The 25,469-nt window shown below is 62.3% G+C and carries 24 protein-coding genes and 1 tRNA gene; 7 read left to right on the forward strand and 18 right to left on the reverse strand.

Annotated features, from left to right (window positions below):
* Nucleotides 1–4 precede the first annotated feature (4 nt).
* From EN943_RS16250 to EN943_RS16260, 3 genes are all read left to right on the forward strand, one after another.
* Nucleotides 5–1,252 carry an ROK family protein gene (locus tag EN943_RS16250; RefSeq protein ID WP_127413516.1) on the forward strand — a complete coding sequence of 416 codons (1,248 nt, stop codon included), beginning with the start codon at nucleotides 5–7 and terminating at the stop codon, nucleotides 1,250–1,252.
* 186 nt (nucleotides 1,253–1,438) lie between these two features.
* Nucleotides 1,439–2,491 carry an AraC family transcriptional regulator gene (locus tag EN943_RS16255; RefSeq protein ID WP_245475866.1) on the forward strand — a complete coding sequence of 351 codons (1,053 nt, stop codon included), beginning with the start codon at nucleotides 1,439–1,441 and terminating at the stop codon, nucleotides 2,489–2,491.
* Nucleotides 2,492–2,982: 491 nt separating this feature from the next.
* Nucleotides 2,983–3,657 (forward strand): outer membrane protein, encoded by a 675-nt coding sequence (locus EN943_RS16260; RefSeq protein WP_127413487.1) that lies wholly within the window; start codon nucleotides 2,983–2,985, stop codon nucleotides 3,655–3,657.
* 131 nt (nucleotides 3,658–3,788) lie between these two features.
* Here the strand turns inward: EN943_RS16260 and phoB are convergent, their stop codons facing one another.
* From phoB to EN943_RS16295, 7 genes are all read right to left on the reverse strand, one after another.
* Nucleotides 3,789–4,478 (reverse strand): phosphate regulon transcriptional regulator PhoB, encoded by a 690-nt coding sequence (gene phoB / locus EN943_RS16265; RefSeq protein WP_010911896.1) that lies wholly within the window; start codon nucleotides 4,476–4,478, stop codon nucleotides 3,789–3,791.
* A gap of 16 nt (nucleotides 4,479–4,494) precedes the next feature.
* Nucleotides 4,495–5,202, reverse strand: coding sequence for a phosphate signaling complex protein PhoU (gene phoU / locus EN943_RS16270; protein ID WP_127413489.1), 708 nt, complete (start codon nucleotides 5,200–5,202; stop codon nucleotides 4,495–4,497).
* Between the two features lie 26 nt (nucleotides 5,203–5,228).
* Nucleotides 5,229–6,047, reverse strand: coding sequence for a phosphate ABC transporter ATP-binding protein PstB (pstB, locus tag EN943_RS16275; RefSeq protein ID WP_013529271.1), 819 nt, complete (start codon nucleotides 6,045–6,047; stop codon nucleotides 5,229–5,231).
* Between the two features lie 17 nt (nucleotides 6,048–6,064).
* Nucleotides 6,065–7,381: a phosphate ABC transporter permease PstA gene (gene pstA / locus EN943_RS16280; RefSeq protein ID WP_127413491.1), complete on the reverse strand. Its 1,317-nt coding sequence runs from the start codon at nucleotides 7,379–7,381 to the stop codon at nucleotides 6,065–6,067.
* Nucleotides 7,378–8,844, reverse strand: coding sequence for a phosphate ABC transporter permease subunit PstC (gene pstC, locus EN943_RS16285; RefSeq protein ID WP_127413492.1), 1,467 nt, complete (start codon nucleotides 8,842–8,844; stop codon nucleotides 7,378–7,380). The genes pstA and pstC overlap by 4 nt, the downstream gene beginning before the upstream one ends.
* 96 nt (nucleotides 8,845–8,940) lie before the next feature.
* Nucleotides 8,941–9,969, reverse strand: a complete 1,029-nt coding sequence (locus tag EN943_RS16290; protein WP_127413494.1) for a substrate-binding domain-containing protein — start codon at nucleotides 9,967–9,969, stop codon at nucleotides 8,941–8,943.
* 507 nt (nucleotides 9,970–10,476) lie between these two features.
* A complete protein-coding gene (locus tag EN943_RS16295) occupies nucleotides 10,477–15,042 on the reverse strand; it encodes a PAS domain-containing protein (RefSeq protein WP_164778218.1) in 4,566 nt (1,521 codons plus the stop codon).
* A 191-nt stretch (nucleotides 15,043–15,233) separates the two neighbouring features.
* Between EN943_RS16295 and EN943_RS16300 the strand changes: the two genes are divergently transcribed.
* Nucleotides 15,234–15,584 carry a hypothetical protein gene (locus EN943_RS16300; RefSeq protein ID WP_127413498.1) on the forward strand — a complete coding sequence of 117 codons (351 nt, stop codon included), beginning with the start codon at nucleotides 15,234–15,236 and terminating at the stop codon, nucleotides 15,582–15,584.
* An 86-nt stretch (nucleotides 15,585–15,670) separates the two neighbouring features.
* Here the strand turns inward: EN943_RS16300 and EN943_RS16305 are convergent, their stop codons facing one another.
* Both EN943_RS16305 and EN943_RS16310 read right to left on the reverse strand, forming a co-directional pair.
* Nucleotides 15,671–15,907 (reverse strand): hypothetical protein, encoded by a 237-nt coding sequence (locus EN943_RS16305; RefSeq protein ID WP_127413500.1) that lies wholly within the window; start codon nucleotides 15,905–15,907, stop codon nucleotides 15,671–15,673.
* Nucleotides 15,908–16,031: 124 nt separating this feature from the next.
* Nucleotides 16,032–16,946: a DUF2865 domain-containing protein gene (locus tag EN943_RS16310; RefSeq protein ID WP_127413502.1), complete on the reverse strand. Its 915-nt coding sequence runs from the start codon at nucleotides 16,944–16,946 to the stop codon at nucleotides 16,032–16,034.
* Nucleotides 16,947–17,262: 316 nt separating this feature from the next.
* Here EN943_RS16310 and EN943_RS16315 point away from each other — a divergent pair, with 316 nt between their 5' ends.
* On the forward strand, nucleotides 17,263–17,475 hold the full coding sequence (locus tag EN943_RS16315) for a hypothetical protein (protein ID WP_127413504.1): 213 nt from the start codon (nucleotides 17,263–17,265) through the stop codon (nucleotides 17,473–17,475).
* Between the two features lie 9 nt (nucleotides 17,476–17,484).
* Here the strand turns inward: EN943_RS16315 and EN943_RS16320 are convergent, their stop codons facing one another.
* From EN943_RS16320 to EN943_RS16350, 7 genes are all read right to left on the reverse strand, one after another.
* On the reverse strand, nucleotides 17,485–17,853 hold the full coding sequence (locus tag EN943_RS16320; RefSeq protein ID WP_127413505.1) for a hypothetical protein: 369 nt from the start codon (nucleotides 17,851–17,853) through the stop codon (nucleotides 17,485–17,487).
* A 292-nt stretch (nucleotides 17,854–18,145) separates the two neighbouring features.
* Nucleotides 18,146–19,003 (reverse strand): glutathione S-transferase family protein, encoded by an 858-nt coding sequence (locus tag EN943_RS16325; protein WP_127413507.1) that lies wholly within the window; start codon nucleotides 19,001–19,003, stop codon nucleotides 18,146–18,148.
* A gap of 22 nt (nucleotides 19,004–19,025) precedes the next feature.
* A complete protein-coding gene (locus EN943_RS16330) occupies nucleotides 19,026–19,607 on the reverse strand; it encodes a VOC family protein (RefSeq protein ID WP_127268028.1) in 582 nt (193 codons plus the stop codon).
* Nucleotides 19,608–19,877: 270 nt separating this feature from the next.
* Nucleotides 19,878–20,054, reverse strand: coding sequence for a Flp family type IVb pilin (locus EN943_RS16335; RefSeq protein WP_027037079.1), 177 nt, complete (start codon nucleotides 20,052–20,054; stop codon nucleotides 19,878–19,880).
* A 249-nt stretch (nucleotides 20,055–20,303) separates the two neighbouring features.
* Nucleotides 20,304–20,378 (reverse strand) — tRNA-Glu (locus EN943_RS16340).
* A gap of 90 nt (nucleotides 20,379–20,468) precedes the next feature.
* Nucleotides 20,469–20,876, reverse strand: coding sequence for a VOC family protein (locus EN943_RS16345; protein WP_127413509.1), 408 nt, complete (start codon nucleotides 20,874–20,876; stop codon nucleotides 20,469–20,471).
* Nucleotides 20,877–20,906: 30 nt separating this feature from the next.
* Nucleotides 20,907–21,290, reverse strand: a complete 384-nt coding sequence (locus EN943_RS16350) for a fimbrial protein (RefSeq protein WP_127413510.1) — start codon at nucleotides 21,288–21,290, stop codon at nucleotides 20,907–20,909.
* A 28-nt stretch (nucleotides 21,291–21,318) separates the two neighbouring features.
* On the opposite strand from EN943_RS16350, the gene EN943_RS16355 reads away from it, so the two are divergent.
* Nucleotides 21,319–22,359 carry an RluA family pseudouridine synthase gene (locus tag EN943_RS16355; RefSeq protein WP_127413512.1) on the forward strand — a complete coding sequence of 347 codons (1,041 nt, stop codon included), beginning with the start codon at nucleotides 21,319–21,321 and terminating at the stop codon, nucleotides 22,357–22,359.
* Nucleotides 22,360–22,548: 189 nt separating this feature from the next.
* Nucleotides 22,549–23,460 (forward strand): RNA polymerase sigma factor RpoH, encoded by a 912-nt coding sequence (gene rpoH, locus EN943_RS16360; RefSeq protein ID WP_013529255.1) that lies wholly within the window; start codon nucleotides 22,549–22,551, stop codon nucleotides 23,458–23,460.
* A 324-nt stretch (nucleotides 23,461–23,784) separates the two neighbouring features.
* On the opposite strand, the gene EN943_RS16365 is transcribed toward rpoH, so the two are convergent.
* Nucleotides 23,785–24,657: an MBL fold metallo-hydrolase gene (locus EN943_RS16365; protein ID WP_127413514.1), complete on the reverse strand. Its 873-nt coding sequence runs from the start codon at nucleotides 24,655–24,657 to the stop codon at nucleotides 23,785–23,787.
* A 144-nt stretch (nucleotides 24,658–24,801) separates the two neighbouring features.
* Entirely contained in the window at nucleotides 24,802–25,461 is a 660-nt protein-coding gene (locus EN943_RS16370) for a peroxiredoxin (RefSeq protein WP_127413520.1), read from the reverse strand.
* Nucleotides 25,462–25,469: the final 8 nt, after the last annotated feature.

Genomic DNA, 25,469 nt, shown 5'->3' on the forward strand with positions numbered 1-25,469 from the left:
AAGCATGTCGGTCGGAATCCGCCACGACGATTTGCGCCGCCGCAACCGCGCGATGGTGATCGCGGCGGTGCGCCGCGCCGGACAGCCGTCGCGCACCGAGATCGCCGCGACCACAAGCCTCAGTCATTCGACCATCTCCGCGATCTCATCCGACCTGATCGTCGAAGGCATCCTGACCGAAAGCAAGCCGAACGAGGCCGGCTCGCTCAAACGCGGCCGGCCGCAGGTCGGCCTCAGCCTCAATCCGGAAGCGGCCGCGGTCATGACCGTGGTGCTGTCGCTGAACTTCCTCTCCGTCGCCGTCATCGACTATGCCGGCCAGGTAATATCCGAGGAACAGCGCCGGCTGGACACGCTGACGATGTCGCGCGAATCGCTGATCGGCGAATGCACGGCAATCGTGCGGCGCCGCCTGGAAGATCCCGACCTGGACGTGCGCAGCATCGCCCGTATCGCGCTGGCCATCCAGGGCATCACCGACACCCGTGCCCGCGCCATGCTGTGGTCGCCGATCACGCCGCACACCGACATCGCCTTCGCCGACATATTCGAAGACGAGTTCGGCATCCCAGCCATTATGGAGAATGACTGCAACATGATGGCGGTGGCGCTGCGCTGGCGCGACCCTGATCGTTACCGCGACGATTTCATCGCCATCCTTTTGTCGCACGGCATCGGCATGGGGCTGGTGCTGAAGGGCGAATTGTTCACCGGCACCCATTCCTCGGGCGGCGAATTCGGCCACATGATCCATCGGCCGAACGGCGCGCTATGTCGCTGCGGACGGCGCGGCTGCGTCGAAGCCTATGCCGGCAATTATGCCATCTGGCGCAACGCCCGGCAGATGGGCGAGGATGCAGAACCCGTCGCCGATGTCAGCGACGCCGACATGCGCGCCCTGGCTGCCGCCGCCCGCGAAAGGGACGGACCCGAACGGGAGGCCTATCGCAAGGCCGGCGAAGCGCTCGGCTACGGCCTCGGCAGCCTGTTCGCGCTGATCGATCCGGCACCGGTCGCCATGGTCGGCGTCAGCGCCGCCGCCTTCGACCTGATCGAGCCGGCATTGCGGCAAGCGATTGCCCAGACCGCCGGCGGCCAGCATTCCAAATCGATTTCCTTCGACACCGAGCCGAACGAACTGCCGCTGATCCGCGAAGGCTGCGCCATGCGGGCGTTGATCTTCGTCGATCAGGAGATTTTTGCGCCGGGCGTGCAGGCGAGATCCGGTCTCGGACGCAAGAACGTCGCCTGACGACCAACTCTCGGCCAACACTGCAATGCAGATGCATGCGAACGTCCTGGCCTTCCGGGGAAAACATCACCGGACACCATGACCGTACGTCCCAACCGCTTGACCGAGCATCCCAAGCTGTTGACTACTTCGACAATCATAGACCTCATGCGACCGGTGCAATGCAGAGGGCAGCGGGGGTTCAGGATGCGCAGGCCCGACAGCACGTTCGACATGGCAGCCGCACAGCGCGTTGAATGGCCGTTTCCGCCAGGCGGAGAATGTTTCGCTGCATGGAAAAGTGCGCTTTCTCTCCTGGTCGACTGTTCCATCCCCGAGAACGCCGACCTCTCGCTTTTTGATTTTCATGGTTGCAGTTGGCAACTCTCGGGCGCGTTTGTGCATGTCAACGGCGGGTCAGCAATGGCGATGTCGAGGACGCAACAGGTCATCGACGATCGGCCGACCCAGCACATGGTGCTGTACATGGTCTTGGAAGGGCGGGTCACGAGCAACTACGACGGATTGATCCAAGACCATGTTCCCGGTGACATCGTCGCCGTCGACTATTCACTGCCCTATGAGAGCCGCACCTCGGGTTATGAGGGGATCGCGCTGACTTTCGACAAGGCCAGTGTACCGGCCGGGCTGCAGAACAACGCCCACGGGCTTGTGCTGACGGCGAGCGAAGACGCCGGTGCCATGCTGGGGACCCAGATCAGGGCACTCGTGAAGCATATCGAGGGCATCAGCGTTCACCAGAGTCAGGTGGCAGTCGACGGCATCCTGCGCTTTGCCGCCGCCGCCTTTGGCGCTCCCACAACGCGACAGCGGCGTGACAAGCGTTTTCTTTTCCAACGTGCATCGTCGACCGCACGACAAAAACTGTCCGATCCCGACTTCGGCCCGAATGAGCTGGCGGCGGAGGTTGGAGTTTCCCGATCCAACCTGTTCCGTTTGTTCGAGCCACATGGTGGCGTACAACGCTGGATGCTGGCTGAACGGCTAAGGGTGAGCTTGCAGAGCATTCTACGATCGACGCCGGATCACAAGATAGCCGCCATCGCCCGTAGCCACGGGTTTCGCAGCGAGGCGCACTTCAGCCGCGCCTTCCAGAAGCGATATCAGATCAGCCCGAGTTCTGTCCGCACTCTCGCCAGGGATTCAATGCGGATGGCAACCTATGAGACCTTGCTCAAACAGGGCAACGGAAACGGAGGAGCGATCGTGGAAGGCTGGCTCGCCTCCGTCCGCGCCTGAGTCCGTTGTGCCGGATCTCCGTCCCGTCCGCTGACATCAGGAGGTGTCCCGCGCCTTGATTTTGCGTCTCATCTTCATGACTGAGGATCCCAATACGCCCGCCAGCCTCGCTCGGGACAGTGACAGCACAATCAACTTCGCCGACAGATATTTTACGGTTGAGCCTAAGCGCTCCGGCCAGCCGCACACCGGGGGGTCCACATGTCAGGCGAAGCAATTCAGATGCAGCATATCGGTGAAGCGGAGCAACCCGCTCTCCCACAGTCGTCCTATTGGGGACGGGCAATAAACAGGGCTTGGACGCATTTCACGTTAACCGGCTTACGATCGCATCAGGACCCGCAGTCAGACGGCCTGGAAGCATTCGACATGCTCGGCGGCTGGCAGGGCTCGGATGCCGGGAAGCGGAGGTAGTGGGGCGCGTCACGGATCGGCTTTGCCGACTCAGAACCTTGACCGACCGTTCGCTAGTCGGCCGAGAGGTATTTTACATGCGCATATTTGCAATCTCGGCGGGCCTGGTGCTGGCAGCGGGGTTCTCGCCCGCCCATGCAGCCTCTCCAGATATACCGATGGCTCCTCCGATCGGTTTCGACTGGACAGGCGGATATGGTGGCGTCCAGGCGGGATATATCTGGGGAGACGGCCACTTCACCGGAAATGACGATTATGCCAATCCGGGACCGGAGGGTCTCACGGGAGGTCTTTATGTCGGTGCGAACTACCAATTCGGCAACAACGTCGTCTTGGGCATCGATGCCGACATCGCCTGGAGCGGAGCCGACGACGATGCGCTCGTATACAATTCGGCGGGGGTTCCCTGGCCCGCTGACTACCCGGTAGTCCAAGAGATAGGTCGGGCTGGTGCGATCCGAGCGCGCCTCGGATACGCTGTGGACCGGTGGCTGCCCTATGTTGCCGGTGGTGTAGCCTTCGCCGACGTAAATCAAAGGCTCGTCGGAGCCGATGATGATTTCAACACGACCTATACCGGCTGGACGCTCGGCGTCGGCACGGAATACGCCTTCACCGACAACATGATCCTCCGGGCCGAGTACCGCCATACCGATTTTGGATCCAAGACATTCGACGTGCAGGATGCACCGCCATTGAACATCGATCTCAAGACCCATGACGTTCGCATCGGCATCGCCTACAAATTCTGATCGGTACCTGTCCAGAATTGCGTCGGGCTTACGGCCATCGCGAGATCCGACCGTGAGCTGCGCCCGGAGTAATTCCAGGAAAGCTTGAACCGGTTTTCCGTCCGAAATTGTATGTCGGGACGGAATTGGCGCTAATCCTCGCGGATGGCGTAACCCGCCCCACGGATCGTGCGGATGACATCAGGCATGCGGCCATTGTTGACCGCCTTGCGCAGCCGACCGACATGCACATCGACCGTGCGCTCGTCGATGTAGATCGTCTCGCCCCAGACATTGTCGAGCAGCTGGCTGCGCGAGAACACGCGGCCGGGATGGCGCATCATGAATTCAAGCAGGCGGAATTCCGTCGGCCCAAGCCGGATCTCGCTCTTCTTGCGATAGACACGGTGCGACTCGCGATCGAGCACGATGTCGCCGACCTTGAGCACGCTGGACAGCACTTCCGGCTTGGCCCGGCGCAGCAGCGCCTTGACCCGGGCCATGAACTCCGGCGTCGAGAAAGGCTTGACCAGATAATCGTCGGCACCGGTCGACAGGCCGCGCACGCGGTCGCTTTCCTCGCCTCGTGCGGTCAGCATGATGATCGGCAGCCGCTCGGTCTCGGGACGCATCCGCAGGCGCCGGCAGAGCTCGATACCGGAAACCGCAGGCACCATCCAGTCGAGCACCAGAAGGTCGGGAACATTCTCCTGCAGCCGGATTTCGGCCTCGTCGCCGCGCGTCACCACCTCGACCTGGTAACCTTCGGATTCAAGATTGTAGCGGAGCAGCACGCCTAGCGGCTCCTCATCCTCCACCACCATGATGCGTGGGGCGATCATCGGCTGGTCACCCCTGTTATGCCGCTGGCGCGGACATTGCCGTCTCGTCCTGCTTGGGACGATTGGCTGGCAACTGCGTGCCCGTCAAAACATAGTAAGCATTTTCGGCGATGTTGGTCACGTGATCGCCGATCCGCTCGAGGTTCTTGGCGCAGAACAACAGGTGCGTGCACGCCGTGATGTTGCGGGGATCTTCCATCATGTAGGTCAGCAGTTCGCGGAACACCGAGGTGTATTTGACGTCGATGCGTTCGTCATTGTTTCTGAGCGTGGCAAGCGCTGCCGGGTCAGCGGCGGCATACTCGTCGACGACCCCCTGCACCTGGATCAGCACCAGTTGCGCCATCGCGTCGATCGAATGCGAAAGGTCGTGCGGCGTGACGCTCAGCCCGACAGTGCCGACGCGCTTGGCGATGTTCTTGGCAAGGTCGCCGATACGCTCGAGGTCGCCGGCCATGCGGATCGAACCGACCACCGCACGCAGATCGTTGGCCATTGGCTGGCGCTTGGCGATCAGCGTGATAGCGCGATCGTCCAGCTCGCGCTGACGTGCATCCATGATAGCGTCGTCGGAAACCACCCGCTGCGCCAGCGCATTGTCCGAATTGAGCAAAGCCCTGGTCGAGCCACTGACCATCGAGCGGGCGAGATCGCCCATGTCGCGGATCAGCTGGCTGATCTGCTCCAGATCTTCATCGAAAGATGCGACGGTATGTTCACCCATGATCTTCGTCCCTCATATGCCTGAGCTCAGCCGAACCGGCCGGTGATGTAGTCCTGGGTGCGTTTGTCGTCGGGGGTGGTGAACATCTTGTCGGTGGCGCCCTCCTCGACCAGATAGCCTAGATGGAACATCGCGGTGCGCTGCGACACCCGCGCTGCCTGCTGCATCGAATGGGTGACGATGACGATCGTATAGTTCTGACGCAGTTCGTCGATCAGTTCCTCGACGCGAGCGGTAGCGATCGGGTCGAGCGCCGAACACGGTTCGTCCATCAGGATCACCTCGGGTGACACGGCGATGGCGCGTGCAATGCACAGACGCTGCTGCTGGCCACCGGAAAGACCCGTGCCAGGTTCCTGCAAACGGTCCTTGACCTCGTTCCAGATTGCCGCCTTCTTCAGGCTCGACTCGACGATCTGATCCATGTCGGCCTTGCGCTTGGCCAATCCGTGGATGCGCGGCCCATAGGCGACGTTCTCGTAGATCGATTTGGGGAACGGATTGGGTTTCTGAAACACCATGCCCACGCGCGCCCTGAGTTCGACGACATCGATGTTCTTGTCGTAGATGTCCTCTTCGTCGAGCGTTATCTTGCCGGTTACCCGTGCTGAATCGATGGTGTCGTTCATGCGGTTGAGGCAGCGCAGGAAGGTGGACTTGCCGCAGCCGGAGGGGCCGATCAGCGCCGTCACCTGGTTCAGGCGGACGTCGAGATCGACGTCGAACAGCGCCTGCTTCTCGCCGTAGAACACGCCGACCTTGTCGCCGCGCATTTTGATCACTTCGTTCGACTTCATCTTGTCGCCCACTGCGTTTTCAAGGGACTGTTCGGTCATGATGTTCATACCAAAATGCCTTTTTTCTACCAGCGCCGCTCGAACCGACGCCGAAGCACGATCGCGGTGATGTTCATGGCCATGAGGAAGACGAGCAGGATAATGATGGCGCCCGACATACGCTCGACGAAGGCGCGTTCGGCCTCGTTCGCCCACATATAGATCTGCACCGGCAGCGCGGTGGCCGGATCGAAAGGCGTCGTCGGTGGATCGGCGACGAAGGCGACCATGCCGATCAGCAGCAGAGGCGCGGTTTCGCCGAGCGCACGTGCAAGACCGATGATGGTGCCGGTGAGGATGCCGGGCGCCGCAAGCGGCAGGATGTGGTGGAACACCATCTGCATCTTGGAGGCGCCAAGACCGAGAGCTGCCGAGCGGATCGACGGCGGCACCGCGGCAAGCGCGGCGCGCGTCGCGATGATGATCGTCGGCAGCGTCATCAGCGTCAGCACCAGGCCGCCGGCGAAAGCGGCGGAGCGTGGCATGCCCAGGAAATTGATAAACACCGCGAGGCCGAGCAAACCGAAGACGATTGACGGCACCGCGGCCAGATTGTTGATGTTGACCTCGATAAGGTCGGTGAAACGGTTCTTCTTGGCGAACTCCTCCAGATAGATGGAGGCGGCGACGCCGATCGGCAGCGCCAGCAGCAACACGATCACCATCATGTAAAACGAGCCGATGATCGCCACGCCCATGCCCGAGGTTTCCGGGCGGCTGGAGGCGCCGTAGGTGAACAGGCCGCTGTTGAAGTGCTCGGCCATCGCGCCCTCGGCCTTGAGTTTGTTCATCCAGGTGATCTGCTGGTCCGAGACCTTGCGTCGCGCTTCCTCGACACTGAGGTCGATCTGGCCCTTGAAAGCCGAGTCGAGATTGGCGGCGGCGAGGATGTTGACGTCGCGTGTCGTGCCGATCACGGAGGGATCGGCGGCAACGATATCGCGCAACTGGACGCGGGCGCCTTCCGACAGGAAACCCTTGAGCTGCTTGATCGCCGGCTTGTCATCGGGATTGATGCCGAGCTTGGCGACCAGCGCGTTTTCGGCGAGCTTGGGGTAGTTCGCCTTGATCAGAACGCTCGGATCGGTTGCGCGCTTGCCGGAAGGATCGATCACCTTCTCGTCGAACGTGATCGGCAGTGACACCGTCGTCTGCCAGAAGGCGGTGTAGCCTTTCGAGACGATGGTGATCAGCATGATTGCCAGGAACGCCAGGCCTACGGAAATCGCCACGACGCCATAGATGCGGAAACGGCGTTCGGCGGCATAACGGGCCTTCAGGCCGATGTCGCGGCGCGGATGGGCCGCCGCCCTGACCATCGTATCCATGGGAATGTCGGTCATTCGTACTGCTCCCGATATTTGCGCACGATGTAGAGCGCGACGATATTCATCACCAGCGTCAGCGCGAACAGCGTCAGGCCGAGCGCGAAGGCGACCAGCGTCTGCGGCGAATTGAACTCGAGGTCGCCGGTGAGCTGGTTGACGATCTTGACGGTGATGGTCGTCATCGCCTCGAACGGGTTGATGGTCAGGTTGGCGGCGACGCCCGCCGCCAGCACGACAATCATCGTTTCGCCGATGGCGCGCGAGGCAGTCAGCAGGATGGCGCCGACGATGCCGGGCAGTGCAGCCGGCAGGATCACCCGCTTGATCGTCTCGGAGCGGGTCGCGCCAAGGCCGAGCGACCCGTCGCGCATGGCGCGTGGCACCGCGGTTATGATGTCGTCTGAGAGAGAGGACACGACCGGGATCAGCATGACGCCCATGACCAGGCCGGCGGTGAAGATGCTCTGGCCCTGGATGAACGGCGAGCCGCCGGTCAGTGCCGCGGACAGGTCGCGCAGGAACGGCCCAAGCGTGACGACGGCGAAGATGCCGTAGACGATGGTCGGTATGCCGGCCAGCAGTTCCAGCGCCGGCTTGACCACCGAGCGCACCCTGGGCGTTGCGTATTCGGCCATGTAGACAGCCGACATCAGCCCGACCGGCACCGCGACCAGCAGTGCGACGGCGGCGATGTAGAGCGTGCCGGAAAGAAGCGGGATCAGGCCGAACTGGCCCTGGCTGCCGCCAGAACCGGCAGCGGCAAAACGCGGATCCCAGACCGTGCCGAAGAAGAAACTCATCGGCGAGACGCTCTCGAAGAAGGTGATCGTCTGGAACAGCATCGAAAGCACGATGCCGACGGTGGTCAGGATGGCGATGGTGGAGGCGGCAAGCAGCCCCCACAGCATCAGCCGCTCGACATTGTTGCGCGCCCTGGCGCGCGGCGCGATCTGCCTGAGCGCATAGAAGGCGCCGGCGATCGAGGAAGCGAGAATGACAATGGCGCCGAACAGGCCGAGCCGGTCCTGGACCTTGTTCGCCTCGACGGCGATCGGGATCATGTAATCCTGTGTGTCGCTCGCCAGTGCCACGCCCTTGGCGGCGAGCAGCGGCTGCAACTCGGCAAAGCTGGCAGGCATTGCGGCCAATGTGCCAGCATCTAGTTTGCGCAGGCCCCTGGCGAGGCTCTTTACCAGGCTGACATCCAGTGCCTCGCTGGCAACCTTGCTGTCGACTGTGCGCTCGGGCAAGGCAGCATGGATGTGTCGGTCAAGATAGACCGAAGAACCGACGGCCCAGACGGCAAGCAGCAAAAGTGCAGGCAGGACGGCGAGCAGGAAGGCCCACCAGCCATGATAGTGGGCGCGCGAATGCGGCTTGACCTTGCCATTGTCCTGGGCCGCGGCACGCTGCCGGCCGATGAAAAAGGCAACCAGGCCGACGGCAACGACGATGGCCAGTACGAGCAAGGACGACATGGACCCACCCCAAGAGAAATTCTAACGCAGCCGCCATTGCGGCCTGCGGTGAAACCGGGGCGCGGATTTGGCCCGCACCCCGGTTCGGCAACTTGATTACATCGACTTTCCGGTGGCGAAAGCGTCACGCTGGGCCTGACGCTCGGCATCGGGAGCAGCAACGAGGCCGTATTCCGCGAGCGGGCTTTCCGGGCCAACCATCTGGTCGTCAAGGAAGAACTCGACATATTCCTTGAGGCCGGGAACGACGCCCAGATGCGCCTTCTTGACGTAGAAGAACAGCGGGCGCGAGACGGGATACTTGCCGCTGGCGATCGTCTCGGTCGAAGGCACGATGCCTTCCACGGTAGCGACCTTCAGCTTGTCGGCATTGTTCTCATAGAAGGCGAGACCGAACACGCCGACGCCGGTCTTGTTGGAGTCGATGCGGGCGAGAGTCTCGGTATAGTCGCCATCGATGTCGACGGCCTTGCCGTCCTTGCGGATGGCGATGCAGGTTTTGCCGATTTCCTTGTCGTCGGCAATGCCGGCGGCCTTGAGAGCAGCCTTGTCACAGCCGGCATCGAGGAGCTTGGTCTCGAACACTTCGCGCGTGCCGTGCTTTTCGCCCGGAATGTAGGCGGCGATGTCCCAGTCGGGCAGCTTCGGATTGACCTGGCTCCACTTGGTGTTCGGATTGTCGACCAGCTTGCCGTCGACGACCAGCTTGGCCGCGAGCGCCTTGTAGATGTCGGCGGGTACCAGCGCCCAGTCCGGGCCCTTGATGTCGGAGGCGAAGACGATGCCGTCATAGCCGATCCGGACTTCCTGGACTTCCTTCACGCCGGCGGCGGCGCAGGACTTGAGTTCGTCCGCCTTGATCGGACGCGACGAGTTGGCGATGTCGATCGTGTCTTCGCCGACGCCCTTGCAGAATTCCTTGATGCCGGCGCCGCTGCCGCCGGATTCGACGACCGGAGTCTTGAAGTTGGTGAATGTTTCGCCGAACTGCTCGGCAACGATCTTGGCATAAGGTAGCACGGTCGATGACCCGGCGACCTGGATCTGGTCGCGCGCGGCGGCGAAGCCGGACGACGCGGCGAGCGCAAGCGCAGCGGCCGACGCCGTATAGAGGAATTTCTTCATGTGGCCTGCTCCTGTTCGGAAGATGGTCTCTCGGCGCTCGTCAGTCGGCGCCCGCTGAGGCCAATAGCCTTCGATTATAACAGTCGCATGACAGTTTGATGTCACCCCGGTAACGCGTTATCGGGATGAGCAGAATGCCACCTGGCCGGCACTCACGACGCAGCCCGGCTTTGTCACCGGAATCAGGGACTTGCTCTATTCGGCCGAGGCTGGCCGGAGATTTGGGGATCAGCCGGCCTCTATGAAGAAAAGCCGGACGGGAGCGCGTTGCTCTCAGCCAGACGGTGTCGTGGCCGGGCCATCGCCAAAAACAGGTCCGTTGGGGTAGGTTGACGCTGTCTCATGCTGGCGGTCGCTGCTCCCGCCCGTAACTGGGAAGAGCGGAATTCGAATGTGGCCATTGTCCCGGCTGGATGCCGCCTTTGATATGGTGCGATCGCGCCATAGTCTTGGCGCTGGCAGGGGTGCGAATCTTCGCCGTATTCTCGGCACTCGGGCAGAGCCGGCCTACCCGGCGTTGCGCTGAGCCTGCCGGCTGGCGCCGACCCAGCGCTCGACCTTCTCGAGCAACGCCCGGGGACTGATCGGCTTGGGCAGATAGTCGTCCATGCCTGCCTCCAGGCAGCGCTCGCGGTCGCCCTTCAGCGCATGCGCGGTGACGCCGACGATCGGCACATGCGTGCCGGTTTCCTCCTCCAGCCGGCGAATGGCGGCGGTCGCTTCGAGACCGTTCATCTCCGGCATGGAGACATCCATCAGGATCATGCACGGGTTGAGCCGGCCGAAGGCGTCGAGCGCTTTGCGGCCATTGCCGACGATCTCGAAACCATAACCGGTCTCGCCGAGGATCTGGGTGAACACCATCTGGTTCACCTCATTGTCCTCGGCCACCAGGATGTCCAGTCTGTCGCCACCGCCCGTCGCGGCGGGCCGGGGGCGAATCGAAGGCGGCTGCAGCAGTGCCCGCTGTTCGGACGGTGCCGAGGGCTGTGGCCGTGCAACATTGCCTGGAGCGGGGTCGGCCGCGAGCGGCTGCGCATCGCTGCCGCCAGTGTTGTGGCGATGCCGCTGGATGGTGGCGACCAGCGTTTCCAGCAGCACCGAAGAGCGCGCTGGCTTGATCAACTGGGCATCGATGCCGAGATCGCGATAGCTGGTGTTGGCGAGCGACTGGTCGACCGAGGTCAGCATGATGATCGGCGTGCCGGCAAGGCCGGCGGTGTTGCGCACGATCCGCGCCATTTCGGCGCCGCTCATTTCAGGCATCTGGTAGTCGAGCACGACGCAGTCGACCGGCACGCCATAGGCGGCGGCGGCGATCAGCACCTTGAGGCCTTCGGCGCCGCTTTCGGCCGCGCAGGAATCGAACGTCCACGACGTCATCTGCTCGGTCAGGATCGCCCTGTTGACGGCATTGTCGTCGACGATCAGCACGCGCGCGCCGGTCACGTCGATGGGCATGATGCGTTGCCCATTCTGCTGTCCGGCCCTCGGCAACGTAACCGAGAACCAGAACGTCGAACCCTTCCCTTCAGCGCTTTCGACCCCGATGTCGCCGCCCATCAGCTCGACGAGCCGCGAGGTGATGGCGAGGCCGAGGCCAGTTCCCTCGTGCCGCCGCGTCGACGAGGTGTCGACCTGGCTGAATTTCTCGAACACGAGTTTCAGTTTCTCCTCGGGGATACCGATGCCGGTATCGGTGACCGAGATGGTGAGCTTCGTTCCGGTTGGAACCCTCTCGCCGGTGACGTCGACCAGCACATGGCCCTCATCGGTGAATTTCACCGCGTTGCCGAGCAGGTTGGTGACGATCTGCCTGATGCGGCCGACATCGCCTATGAACAGGCTCTCGAGACGAGGCTCGACGCGCACGATGAGCTCGAGGTCCTTCTCCTTGGCGCGTGTCGACACCAGCGTCGCCACATCCTCGATCGCCTCGGCGAGATTGAACGGCGCCGGATCCAGCACCAGCTGACCGGCATCGATCTTTGAGAAGTCCAGTATGTCGTTGATGATGGTGAGCAGCGCATTGCCCGACTTCACGATGATGTCGGTAAATGTCTTCTGCTTCGGGTCGAGGTCCGATTTGGCCAGCAGTTCGGCCATGCCGAGCACGCCGTTCATCGGCGTGCGTATCTCATGGCTCATATTGGCGAGGAATTCCGACTTGGCGCGGTCGGCGAGCACGGCGCGCTGACGCGCCTCGCGCAGCTCGGCCTCTCGCATCTTCAGCTCGGTGATGTCGGTGGTCGAGCCAATCAGGTAGAGCGAACCGTCGGAGGCGATCATCGCGCCCTTGCGGGCGAATTGATGCCTGACGCTGCCGTCGGCCAGCGTCACCGTCTCTTCGACCTCCTGGGTTTCGCCGGTGCGCAGCACGGCGAGATCGCCATTGACGAAGGCCTCGCCATCCGGCCCGAAAATCTCGATGTCGGTCTTGCCGATAGCCTCTTCCTTGCTGAAGCCCGTGAGATCGCACCAGCCCTTGTTGACATAGAACTGCCTGAGATCGGAGCGCTTGGCGTAGATCGATACCGGCACGTTGTCGATCAGGCTGCGGAACACCTCGTTCTCGCGCATGCTTTCTTCCAGCGCACGCTCGCGCGCCTTGACGTCGGTGATGTCGGTGCTCGAACCGACCAGATGCACCGACCCGTCCAGCGCGACCAGGCGGCTCTTGCGCGTCATCAACTGCCGAACCGTACCGTCGCGATGGGTGACGGGTTCCTCGACCTCCTTGACGACCCCCGTCACGGCGACTTGCGTGTCGTCATGACTGTAGCCATCGGCGTCCTGCGCGCCGAACAACTGCCGGTCGGTGCGGCCGATGACATCCTCCTTGGCCAAGCCGGTGATCGCGCACCAGGCCTTGTTGACGAATTCGATGCTCAGGTCCTGCGCCTTGATGAAGGCGGCCACCGGCAACTCGTCCATCACGTGCCGGAACAGGTCGATCTGGCGCATGGAATCGCGCAATGCCGCCTCGCGGCTCTTGATCTCGGAGATGTCGACGCGAACACCGATGAAGGTGCCGTCGTCGGTCCGCATGTCGTAGACCTGATACCAGCGGCCGTCGGGGTTATGACGCTCGTAGCAGGAATTGGGCAAGCGGTAGCGGGCGAGGATCGCGTCCAGCCAGCGGTCATGGTCGCTGTCGTAGAGCTGGTCGACTTGCGGATCGCCGCTGTTGCGGAAATAGCCGTTCGCATGACCCAGCACGAGTGCTTCGCGGAATGTGCAGCCGGGCTGCCATGCCGGCTTCAAGGCCGGCAGCGTATCCTGGATCTTGCGGTTGGCGAACACGAACCTGTCGTCGCGATCGTAGATGATCACGGCGGCCGGCAAGGATTCCAGCACGCTGGCGAGATGCTTGCGCGCGTCCTGCGCCTCCGTTTCGCGGCGTTTCATCTCGGAAATGTCGAACAGGAAGCCGGCAACGTAGTTGCGGCCGCTGGCCATGCCGACGCGGCTCTTCCTGACGATGCGCGATCGGCTGGCGCCATCGGCCTCGAAATTTTCTTCCACTTCGTAAGCGCGTCCGGTGGCAAGCACCTCCCGTTCGCTCTGCTCGAAGAGCGCGACAGCGTTCGTCGAGAGGAAATCGCCGCCGGGCTTGCCGAGCATGGCTTGCGGCGTCTGGCCAAACAGAGCGGCGAACGCCTCGTTGACGAAGACGAAGCGCAGATGGTCGTCCTTGACGAAGATCGGATCCTTGACGGCGTTGATCACCGCTTCCGCCAGCCGCGCCTTCTCCAGCGCGTCGGCAAGTTCGGCCTCCCGGTCCTTCATGTCGGTGACGTCGACATAGGAGATCAGCCGCTTGCCGCCGGCCAGCGGCGCCATCGACGATATCAGCGTGCGGCCGTCATTGCGCGGGAACTGCCGCGCCGCGGCGATCCCGGCCCTGATTTCCGCCTCGCGCTCGGCGACATGCCGCTGCCATGACGCATCGTCGGCACCAAACGGATCGATATCGCGGCTGGCGTCCATCAGATCGCGGAAGCTGCAGCCGATCTCGGCGCGCCGGGCGTCGATCTGCCAGAAATCATAGAAAGCACGGTTGATGATCTCGGCGCGCATATCGGCATCGAGGACGAGGACGCCGATCGGCATCTGGTCGACCATGGTGCAGAGACTGACGAAGGTCTCTGCGATTTTGGCGTTGGCGTTCTCGATCTCGGCATCGCGCTGCTTGATCTCGGTGACCTCATAATAGGTCAGCAGCCGCCTGCCCCCGGACAACGCCGTCACCGAGAACATCATCGTCCTGCCGTTGGCATGGACAAATTCGCGCGGCGCGACGGATCCGGCGCGAATCTCGTCGAGGCGAGTGGCGAGGTAGCGCTGCCATTGCTGTTCGTCGATGTCGCCATAGATGCCGCTGCGGCGGTTGAGCTCCATCAACAAGCTGAACGGAGCGCCGACGGCAACAGTGCCATCCGGAATCCTCGAGAGGTCGCGATAGGCCTTGTTGACGATCAGCGTGTCGAGCCTGGCATCGAGAAGCACGACGCCCATATGCATGGCGTCCATCGTCCGCTCGAGGTCGGCCAGATGCTGGTCGGGCTCGCCGTCGGCCGATGGTTCCGGCCCCGGACCTTTGAAGGCGCCGGCCAATGCCGTGACGTTGCGGCCGATGCCGCGATAACCTGCAAATCTTCCCTCGTCGTCGAACTTCGGAAAGCCTGACGTCAAGACCCAGCGGCAGTCGGCGTTGCCGCCCTTGAGCTCGTAGACGAAGTCGCGAAAAGGCCGGTGCGCCTGCAGATCCTCCAGATGCGCGGCGCCACTGCGATCGCCGTTCAGGACCTGGTTGAGGAAGTCGAAGCGGAACCGGCCAAGCACGTTTGCCGGATCGATGCCGGTGGCGGCCTGGTAATTTTGCGAAAGCCAGGAGAAGCGCAGTTCGGCGTCGGTCTCCCAGACCCAGTCGGAACCGGTTTCGACGAGTTGGCGAAGCGCATCGTTCGAATCCATGCAAGAGGCGGGCGATGATGCATCGTCGCCATGCGCTGTGGATCTGCGAGGCCCGCGCTTGCCGCGCGCGCCGATTGTTTCGTCCGCTTCCGCCATGCCGTCCCCACCCCGAAAACCAAGGCCGAACCCTCCTCCGCGGTTCGTCGGCGGAATGTGCCCGAGAAGCATTAAGGATCCGCTAACCTTAACGGCCGGTTAGACAGGATTGCCTGGCACGGTCTGCTTCATTCCGCCCGGTTGTCGGCGGGGTCGAACCCGCTATATAAGCAACGGCAGGGGTATTGCTGATGCTTGGACGGATTGTGCCTTTTTTCATGGGGCTGGCGCTGCTTTTCGGCGGCGGTTGCTCGCGCAGTTATGACGGCACGGTCGTCATCCCGAGACCGCTCGATGTCCGGCGCATCTGGGATCGGCCGCCACCGAATGTCGACTACGGCCAATCCGAGGTCGAAAACGGCGCTTTTCCGGTAGCGCCGCAGCCACCCCGGCGTTTTTCCGAGCGCAAGGTCAGCCATGCAGCACCGAGACGGCACCAGACGAGGTTGCCTGCGTCTGCGTCCCTGTCGGCGCCGGCGAACCCGCTGACCTGCAGGAACGTCAGTGAGCCTGGCAAGAGAGCTCGCATGGTCTGCGATTAGATTGGAGCGGGTCTCTAAAAGCGGGACCCGGTTTCGGATGGATGCGATCAAGACGCGGATCCGCGGATAGCTCGGCGAACCGGCCATCACAGTGAAGCTGCGCCCTTTTTCGGCTCCTTCGCACCGAGCTTGTCGAGTGCCAGACGAACCTGACGCAGATCTTCCTGCCAGCCGTCATCATCGTCCATCGGACCCTCCGAGGCAGCCCGCTGCAGCCCACGCGCCTCGGATTCGATCTCACGCAGTTCGGCGATTTTCTGTTCGGTGGTCAGCGAGTCGTCTTCGACGATCTCTAGCACCCGCATTTCCCTGAACGTGACCACGGCGTTTCTCCCGGCTGATGTCGATCACAACGCCGTGAGCGCCTCTCTGTTCCAGACGGATCACGCAACGGCACCGCAGCAGGCACGCCGCAACCGGTGATCGCCAATCGAGCAAGGCCGGTGATCATTCTGCCGGGAAAAACGCCGGGCCGACCACACGCACCGACCGCTCGCCGGCCTCGATCGAAAGGTGCTGGGCGGCACCTGGGGCTTCGACATCGATCCCAGGAACAGCCGCAACCGTACCGAGATCCGGCTTTGCCGTCGGCAGCGGAATAATGGCATTGCGCATGTTGGCGGGCGTCACAGTCCTGGCTCGCAGTTCGGTGACCCGCTGGTAGTAGCGCTTGACGTCGCATGCCTTGAAATTCGCATCATCGCGATATCTGAAGGCTGCCGGCAGCTCGGTATAGGGTTTGCGCGTGTCGAGCGCGATCATCTGGTCGGTTTCGAGGCTGGCGTCGCTCAACGTGTAGAGGTCGACACTGGGGTCATCGCAGATATAACGGCATTGATCGGCCGTCTCCTTCAGATCGCCGCTGGCGGCGAATTGCGATCTTGGCGCCGGGAAGAAATACCCGTCCGACAGACGCACGCAAAACAGCATCGCATTGCCGACGAACGTGGTGCTCGCCGATTGGGTGCCGGGCGCGGCGCGCGCAGGCCGTTGCTTTGCCGAAGGCGCGCAGCCAAGCGCCACGAAGCGCGCCTGCAGACCCGCTGTGTCGCGACCTGAATTCCCGGCGGCAGCGATCCGGCGCTGCACATCCGAGCGGCTCCTGGCGAGATCGGCGCAAGCGTTGAAGAGACCACCAAGCGGACTTTTCGCCGTGCACTGGCGCTGTCTCTCGATAGTCTGAATGGCTGCAAGTTGCCGGCGCAGTTGAACGAGCTCCGCGCTCGCCCCGTTGCTGCGGCCAGCCGAAAGCAATTGGCTTCTGATGGCGCCGCAGCTGTCCGCGTAGGACGAAAGCGTACCGAACAAAACTGCAGCCAGCGAAATCAATGCGACCATCATGGAAGGCCAGAAACGGATCATCGGGACAACTCTGCTCTTTTTGCGGAGAACCTGGAACCACAGTCCATCAATTCAACAAGCTTCATCTACATGAGTAAATTCTAATGATCTCGTCATCCTCAGGCTGAATAACCTTTTGTCTATTGTATTATGTCACTTCATGTAAATTCGATATTACATTTTTATTTCAAGATTGAGACGAACCTCGAAGGAAGCGCAAGCCCGACCATCGCCGAGGACCTGCAACGCAACGGACCGGGATCAATGCGCCATTATCGCCAGGCGTTCGAAACCTTTGCCCGGCCTTCCGCGTTGAAGGACCAAAGGGAGAACGCAGATGTCGATCCACATCACCGTCTCGGACCTGACAAGAAACCTGTTTCACTCGCTGGGGCTGGACCAGCGCGCGCCAAGGCCTCTCAATCCCGAGCAAAGCCTGTTGCTGGAATGCTATCTTGCCGGCCAGGTTCCGGAATCAGCCTGGAGCGATTACGTCTTCGAGACACCCGATCTTGCCCGGCATGCCGAGGCCAGGCGCAGTCACCACTGACAATGAGGCTTACTTTGGAGAGGCGAATTGCAACGTGAACACGTTGCCGGCGATCCCTTGCGCCAGCTTCGCTGAGAAGGTCAGGGGCAGACAATTCTGCAAGGCGGTTGTTGCGGCGTCGACAAACGATTTCTTCGCCTTGGCATCGCCTTCCACCTTGATGGCCGTCGGCCTCGGTGGCCCGATCAGCGTGCCGTCCCGCTTGAAGCTGAAGCTCAAGGTGACGCTGGCGGTTCCGGCATCCGCCGGCGGTGTCCAGCATGCCTGGATGGCGGTCCCGACATCGTTCATAGTGTTCAGTTCAGCCGCATTTGAAGGATGAACGGCGCCCGCCATCATCACACCCACAACTGCAACCCGCCTCGCAACGCTTTTCATCGCCAGCCCTCATCTCGCGCCTGACCGACAATCCATGCCGGACTGTTGAATGGATGGTAGGGCCAACGCCGGCGATGACAATATCTCTCGACAAAAGTTGACGCCAAAAAAGCGACACTGGACGAGGCCTGCGTGCCAGATCGCGCTTGGCGACGGCGTGCGAAAAGCAAAAAGGCCGGCATTGCGCCGACCTTTCCTATCGCTACGACGTTCTGCGCCAGTACATCCGTGGTCGCGGGCCGAAAGCGAATTGCCCTGAGTAGACAGGGCTTTGGTTAACGAATCCTTACCCTCAGGCCTTGGCCTGCGACTTCACATGGGCGATGTAGCCGCGCACGTCGCCGGCCGGCTCGCTATAGGCCTTGCCGAGCTTCTTCTCGATCGCCGCCACATAGTCCTTCGCCCATTTGGGCAAGGCATAGTCGACGACGGCCAGGAATTCGAGCGTCGCCGCCAGCCGGATATCGGCGATCGACGGGTTCTTGCCGCCGATGAACGGCTTGCCGTCCCTGAAGAAGCTATGGAAGACCTCAAGAGGCTCAGCGATCGCCGCCATCGCCGCCTTCTGGGCCTCGGATTTCTTGTCGGGGTGCGCGTCGCTGTGGCCGACCTCGCCGGCATAGTGCGGGAAGCCGAGCGCCGGATAGGTGGCGCGCGCCACATAGGGGTAGAGCGTGCCGATCAGGTAGAACATGGCACTGTCGACCATCGCCCGCTTGGCCGGCGCCTTCGGATAGAACTTCTCCAGCCCGTGCTTGTTGGCGAGATACTGCATGATGGCGCAACTTTCCCACAACACGCCTCTGGGAAGGCCCTTGTCCTCAATCATCGGTGTCAAATGGGCGGGATTTCGCGCCATGAATTCCGGCGAACGTGTGTGGCCCCAGGCATCGGTCTCGGCATGGTCGAAACCGGCCGCGCGCGCAAACACCCGCACGGTCATGTTGTTGACGCTGGGCTTCAGCATGCTGAGCTTCAGCGCCGGCTTCTTGGCCGGCTTGGCCTTGACCCTGGGCGCGGCTTTTGCCGTCGCCTTCACCGCAGGCCTGGCGGCCGCCTTGGCTTTCGGCTTTGCCGCAGCTTTCGCCGCCGGCTTGGCGGCAGCTTTGGCCGCGGATTTCCCGGCAGTCTTCGTCGCTGTCTTGGCCATATTAGTCCTCCCTCTGGTCTGTTCAATATGGGTTCTTCGGCGCCCGATCGTCCGACAAGGTGGCGCGGGAACGCTCGACGAGCGCCTGGATCGCATCGGCGAGATGCACTTCGGCGATGTTGTAGTCGCCGCGCGCGACCCGCAGCCTGTGCGCTTCCATCAGCACATCGGCATGGGTGAAGCCCGCCGGCGGTTCGAAGCGGTAGGACGCCAACTCGATCAGCAGGCCGAGCGGATCCTCGAAATAGATCGAATCCATGAAACCGCGATCCTTCACGCCGCTGTGCTTGATGCCGCGCTCGTCAAGCCGGGAGACCGCCTGCAGGAAGGTGACGCGCGACACCGAAAAGGCGATGTGGTGAACACAGCCAGGGTCGGTCGGCGTGCGCCGCTTCTCCGGTGTGCGGCTCTCGTCGGTGAAGATGGTGATCAGCCGGCCGTCGCCGGGATCGAAATAGAGGTGGCTTTCCCTCGGCTTGTCGAGATTGGGCTGTTCGAAGATGAACGGCATGCCGAGCACGCCTTCCCAGAAATCGATAGAGGTCTGGCGCCCGGCGCCGACCAGCGTGATGTGATGGACGCCCTGCGATTGCAGCTTCTGCATTGGCCTTCCTCCCCCACGGCATCAAAACTGGCCGTCCGGACAGCGCGGCGTTCTGCGCGCCGCTGGAGCCGTACCTCAGGATCCGTGACGTGATGCTAATGCAAACAGCCCCACGACGCCAGAAGCGACGAACGCGGCGACGCAACGACTGATTGAGAGTGCGCCGTTCGCACTTCCAATGCCCGGCATCGGAAGCACGTACGCGCTACGCTCTTGGAGGCTGAGATCGACGAAAATCCGGCCGATAGCCGACCGAATTGATGTACCGACTTACGAGCCGCTGCTGTTGACCGTAGTGCCGACGTTCGTGAAGATCCCGTTGAGCGAATTGCCAACCGCCCCGGCGCCGGTGATGATCGCCAGCGCGATAAGAGCCGCGATCAAGCCATACTCGATCGCGGTCGCGCCAGACTCGTCCCAAGCGAAACGACAAGCTATTTTCTGCATTTCAACCTCCTGCAGCTACTAAAGCGACAACTAATATATCGCCGTGAGTTGCGGGGACGTTAAGGTTCTCGGTTTCGGGTCCGTTAACATTTGCCAGACGAATGAAATGAAGGCCGGAGTGTTGGTGCCACTGGGATTTTTCAAGGCTGCGGCTACCTGTGCAGAGCGGGTTTCCCGAACGCCGCAGTATCGAGGGTCGTCGACTTCAGAAAAGAAATCGACGGCATCCTGCAAATTTGTCGAAAAACTTGGTACGCCCAAGGGGAATCGAACCCCTGTTCCCGCCGTGAGAGGGCGGTGTCCTGACCGCTAGACGATGGGCGCGTTCAAGAACCGGCGATATAGGCTGAGCGCCGGGAAAAAGCAACTGGGGTTAGGCCGCTTTCCCTTGCCGAGGAAAAGCCGGCCGTCAGCCTATCGTTTCGGTTCGATCAGATCCCAGAGATTGCCATGCAGATCGGCGAAAACCGCCACCGTGCCATAGGGCTCGAAGCGCGGTGCTTCGTGGAATTCGACGCCCTTCTCCAGCATCGCCGCGTGGTCGCGGGCAAAGTCGTCGGTTTCCAGGAACAGGAAGACACGCCCGCCGGTCTGGTTGCCGATGCTTTTGCTCTGTGCCTCGTCGGAAGCCTCGGCCAGAAGCAGCCTGGCGCCCTGCCCGTTGGCCGGCGCCACTGTGACCCAGCGCTTGCCGCCGCCGAGATCGACATCCTCGACGAGCAGGAAGCCCAACTGCTCGACATACCAGGCAATCGCCTCGTCATAGTTGGCGACGACCAGGGCGACCGTGGCGACGCGACGATGTTCGGCGAACCCGCTCATGCCTGTGGCCAACTCATTGGTTGCTACCGCTCATTTGTTGCGGATCGCAAAACGGCCGATCAGGCGGCGCTCGGTGATATCGTAGACGAAGATCGTGCGGCTGCCGTCGGCAAGCTCCGCGTCGATCGAGACACGATTGCCGGACAGCGACTGGCTGACCACCTTGGCCCCGACCGGCAGCACGATGTCGCCGTTGACCGGTTCGCCGGCGGGTGCCTGGATATCGCCGGCCAGCGGCGGGTTCGCCGGCGGTGCATTGCGCGCTTTGTAGACAAGGGCGCCAATCACCACCATAAGGGCGAGGAACAGCAGGCCGAGATTGATCCCGACGAAGCGGACGAGTTTCCTGCGCACCTTTTCGACCTCCGGGTCGAGCGGCTTATCCTGGTCTTCTTCGGTGATCGGGCTGGCCATGGCGAAACAGTTCCGGAACGGTTTTTCAATGAGCGCTCATAGCGAACAGGCCCCTGAATTGATAGAGGCGGAACCGACCGTGCTGGTGGCAGGCGCGGATGCGGCCGGCCTGCGCCTCGACCAGTGGCTGGCGGCCAGCCTCGGTCCGGACATGTCGCGCAGCCGCGTGCAGATGCTGATCAGGCAGGGCGCGGTCTCGGTCGACGGCAAGCCTGTCGACGAGACCAAGCGCAAGATGGCGCCGGGCGAAAGCGTGTCGGTTACCATGCCGGAGCCGGAGCCGGCGGCGCCGCAGGGCGAGAACATCGCGCTTGATGTGCTCTATGAGGACGACGAGCTGATCGTCATCAACAAGCCGGCCGGGCTTGTCGTGCACCCCGGAGCGGGCAACTGGACCGGCACGCTGGTCAACGCGCTGATCCATCATTGCGGCGACAGTCTTTCCGGCATCGGCGGCGTGCGCCGGCCGGGCATCGTCCACCGCCTCGACAAGGAGACCAGCGGCGTGATGGTGGTCGCCAAGACGGACCGCGCCCACAAGTCGCTCTCGGAAGCCTTCGCCGATCACGGCCTGACCGGCGACTTGGAGCGCGCCTATCTGGCGCTGGTCTGGGGCATACCGCAGAGGCCGACCGGAAGGGTCGACGCGCCGCTCGGCCGCGCCGCCGACCGCGTGCGCCGTGCCGTGGTCCCGGAAGGACGCGACGACGCCCGCCATGCAGTCACCCACTTTGCCGTGCAGGAGCGCTTCGGCGTCGATCAGCAGGAGTTCGCCACCGCCAGCCTGGTCGAATGCCGGCTGGAGACCGGCCGCACCCACCAGATCCGTGTCCACATGGCGCATATCGGCCATCCGGTGATCGGCGACCCCGATTATGGCCAGGCTTTCCGCACCAAGGGCAACCGGCTGCCGGAACCGCTGAAAAGCCAGGTCAAGGCATTTCCCCGGCAAGCTTTGCATGCCTGGCTCCTTGCATTTCGTCACCCCACTACCCATCTAACGATGAGGTTCGAAGCGCCTATACCGGGGGACATGGAGGAACTCGTAGGCGGTTTCCGCAAGCTCTGAACCTGCCATCGAAAACCTGAGCGGCATTGTTCACTTCAGCGTGACACACTGTTTCGTGTTGAACAAATGCCTGTCTTTTCTGGTTTTGTTCCTGTATAAGATCTGATGTCGCGGGTGAGCCTTTTGGTGCTCGCGTCACATGCCCGCCGCGTTTCGGGGGCATCACTCCAATAGAGAGGGGGCGCTATCATGGCCCAGTCACTACCCAGTATCGTTTCCGGCGAAGGCGGCCTCAGCCGCTACCTGGAAGAAATCCGCCGCTTTCCTATGCTGCAGCCGCAGGAAGAGTACATGCTCGCCAAGCGTTACGCCGAGCATGAAGACACATCCGCTGCGCACAAGCTCGTCACCAGCCACCTCAGGCTCGTCGCCAAGATCGCCATGGGCTATCGCGGCTATGGCCTGCCGATCGGCGAAGTGATCTCGGAAGGCAATGTCGGCCTGATGCAGGCCGTCAAGAAATTCGAACCCGAGCGCGGCTTCCGCCTCGCGACTTACGCCATGTGGTGGATCAAGGCCTCGATCCAGGAGTACATCCTGCGCTCGTGGAGCCTGGTCAAGATGGGCACGACCGCCAACCAGAAGCGTCTGTTCTTCAACCTGCGAAAGGTGAAGGGCAAGATCCAGGCGCTGGACGACGGCGACTTGAAGCCCGACCAGATAGCCGAGATCGCCACCAGGCTGAACGTTTCCGAAGCCGAAGTGGTGTCGATGAACCGCCGCCTGTCGGGCGACGCCTCGCTCAATGCCCCGATCCGGGCGAGCGAAGGTGAGTCCGGCGAGTGGCAGGACTGGCTGGTCGACGACCACGAAAGCCAGGAAGAGATGCTGATCGAGCAGGACGAGCTGGAAAACCGGCGCGGCATGCTGTCGGGCGCTCTTGCCGTGCTCAACGAGCGCGAGCGGCGCATCTTCGAGGCCCGTCGCCTCGCCGAGGAGCCGCTGACGCTGGAAGAGCTTTCGTCCGAGTTCGACATCAGCCGCGAACGCGTGCGCCAGATCGAGGTGCGCGCCTTCGAGAAGGTGCAGGATGCGGTCAAGGCCGCCGCCAAGCGCCAGACCCAGGCGCTGCGCACGATTGAGGCGCAGCCCGCGGCTTAAAGCCGGCTAAGGCAATGAACAAAAAGGCGGCGCCAGGGAACTGGCGCCGCCTTTTTTGTGTTTAACGTCTTTGCTGGTGGTTGGCGAAAACGCGGACAACATCCGATCTCCCCCCTTGCGGGGGAGATGTCCGGCAGGACAGAGGGGGGTGTGACGGATCGATGCTTTTCGGCGTCACTCACCCAACCGAAAGACTGAAGGCACAGCCACAATTAGCTGACAGATCGGAGGGGCAGCACCCCCCTCTGCCCTGCCGGGCATCTCCCCCCCAGGTGGGGAGATTCGCAGTTTCACTCCGGCCGCGCCCGCCACAAAAAATACCCCTCAAAGCCCGTCCAGCGGAAATTTCAGGTACCGCCGGCCATTCGCTTCGGGTTCGGGCAGCCTCCCGCCATTCATGTTGACCTGCAGCGCGTGCAGGATCAGCCGCGGCATCGGCAGCGTCCTGTCGCGCGTCTCGCGCAGGGCGACGAACTCGGCCTCGCTGCGCGCAGCGGCAAGATGGGTGTTGGTCGCCTTCTGCTCAGCGACCGTGCTTTCCCACAAAGGTTCGCGGCCGCCGGCCTGATAGTCATGGCCGACGAAGACGCGTGTCTCGTCCGGTAACGCCAGAATGTCCTGGATCGAGCGCCAAAGCCGCGCGGCACTGCCACCGGGAAAGTCCGTCCGCGCCGTGCCGCTGTCGGGCATGAACAACGTGTCGTGGACGAAGGCGGCATCGCCGATCAAATAGGTGATCGAGGCCAGCGTATGGCCGGGCGAGAACAGCACCTTGACCGGAAGCGTGCCGACCTTGAAGGTTTCGCCTTCACCAAACAGCCTGTCCCACTGTGAACCGTCGGCGGGGAAATCCGGCCAGTTGTAGATCGCCTTCCACAAATTCTGGACGTCGACGACCCTGTCGCCGATCGCTGTCGGCGCTCCGGTCTTCTCTCTCAGATAATGCGCCGCCGAGAAATGATCGGCGTGCGGATGGGTGTCGAGTATCCATTCGACGCTCAGCCCCTGCTCGCTGACGAAGTCGAGCAGGACATCGGCATTAGTGTTTGCCGTAGCACCGGATTTCTCGTCGAAATCGAGGATCGGATCGATGATGGCGCAGCGTTTCGTCGCCTGGTCGGCAACGACATACTGGATGGCCCCGGTCGGCTTGTCATAGAAGCCGCTGACCTGCGGCCTGGCCAAAGCTACGTCCAATTCCGGCTTCCCCAACTCTCGGTCGCCAGGAATGATTTTCTCTGGCGACACCCGAGAGGAGCATGGTTGTCCGCTCGGGTGGGCCAGTCAAGTATCATTTCGCTGGCGGCGACGGGAAAGCCAAAAAACTGTTCCGAGGAGCGGTCAGGCGGATGGCTGCTTGGTCTTCCGCAGATAGGGCAGGATGGTCTCATAGGCGCCGAAGCGCTTGATCGCGTCCTCGTTGGAGACGGCAGCCGTGATGATGACGTCCTCGCCCTGCTTCCAGTTCGCCGGCGTCGCCACCTGATGCTTGGCGGTCAGCTGCATGGAATCAACCGCACGCAGGATCTCATCGAAGTTGCGGCCCGTGGTCATCGGGTAGGTCAGCACCAGCTTTATCTTCTTGTCCGGTCCGATGACGTAGACCGAGCGCACCGTGGCATTATCGGCCGGCGTGCGGCCTTCCGACGTCTCGCCGGCACCGCCCGGCAGCATGTCGTAGAGCTTGGCGACCTTGAGGTCCTTGTCGCCGATCAGCGGGTAGTTTACCGAATGACCGGTCGCCGTCTTCATGTCGTCCTGCCACTTGCCGTGGCTTTCGACCGGATCGACCGAAATGCCGATGATCTTGACGTTGCGCTTCTTGAACTCGCCTTCGAGCCCGGCCATCGTGCCAAGCTCGGTCGTGCAGACCGGCGTGAAATTCTTCGGGTGACTGAACAGGATCGCCCATCCGTCACCGATCCAGTCGTGGAATTTGATCGTCCCTTGCGTGGTCTCGGCGGTAAAATCCGGCGCAATGTCGTTGATACGAAGGCTCATGGTACATC

The sequence above is a fragment of the Mesorhizobium sp. M7A.F.Ca.US.006.01.1.1 genome (genome assembly GCF_003997935.1).
Classification (GTDB): Bacteria; Pseudomonadota; Alphaproteobacteria; order Rhizobiales; family Rhizobiaceae; genus Mesorhizobium.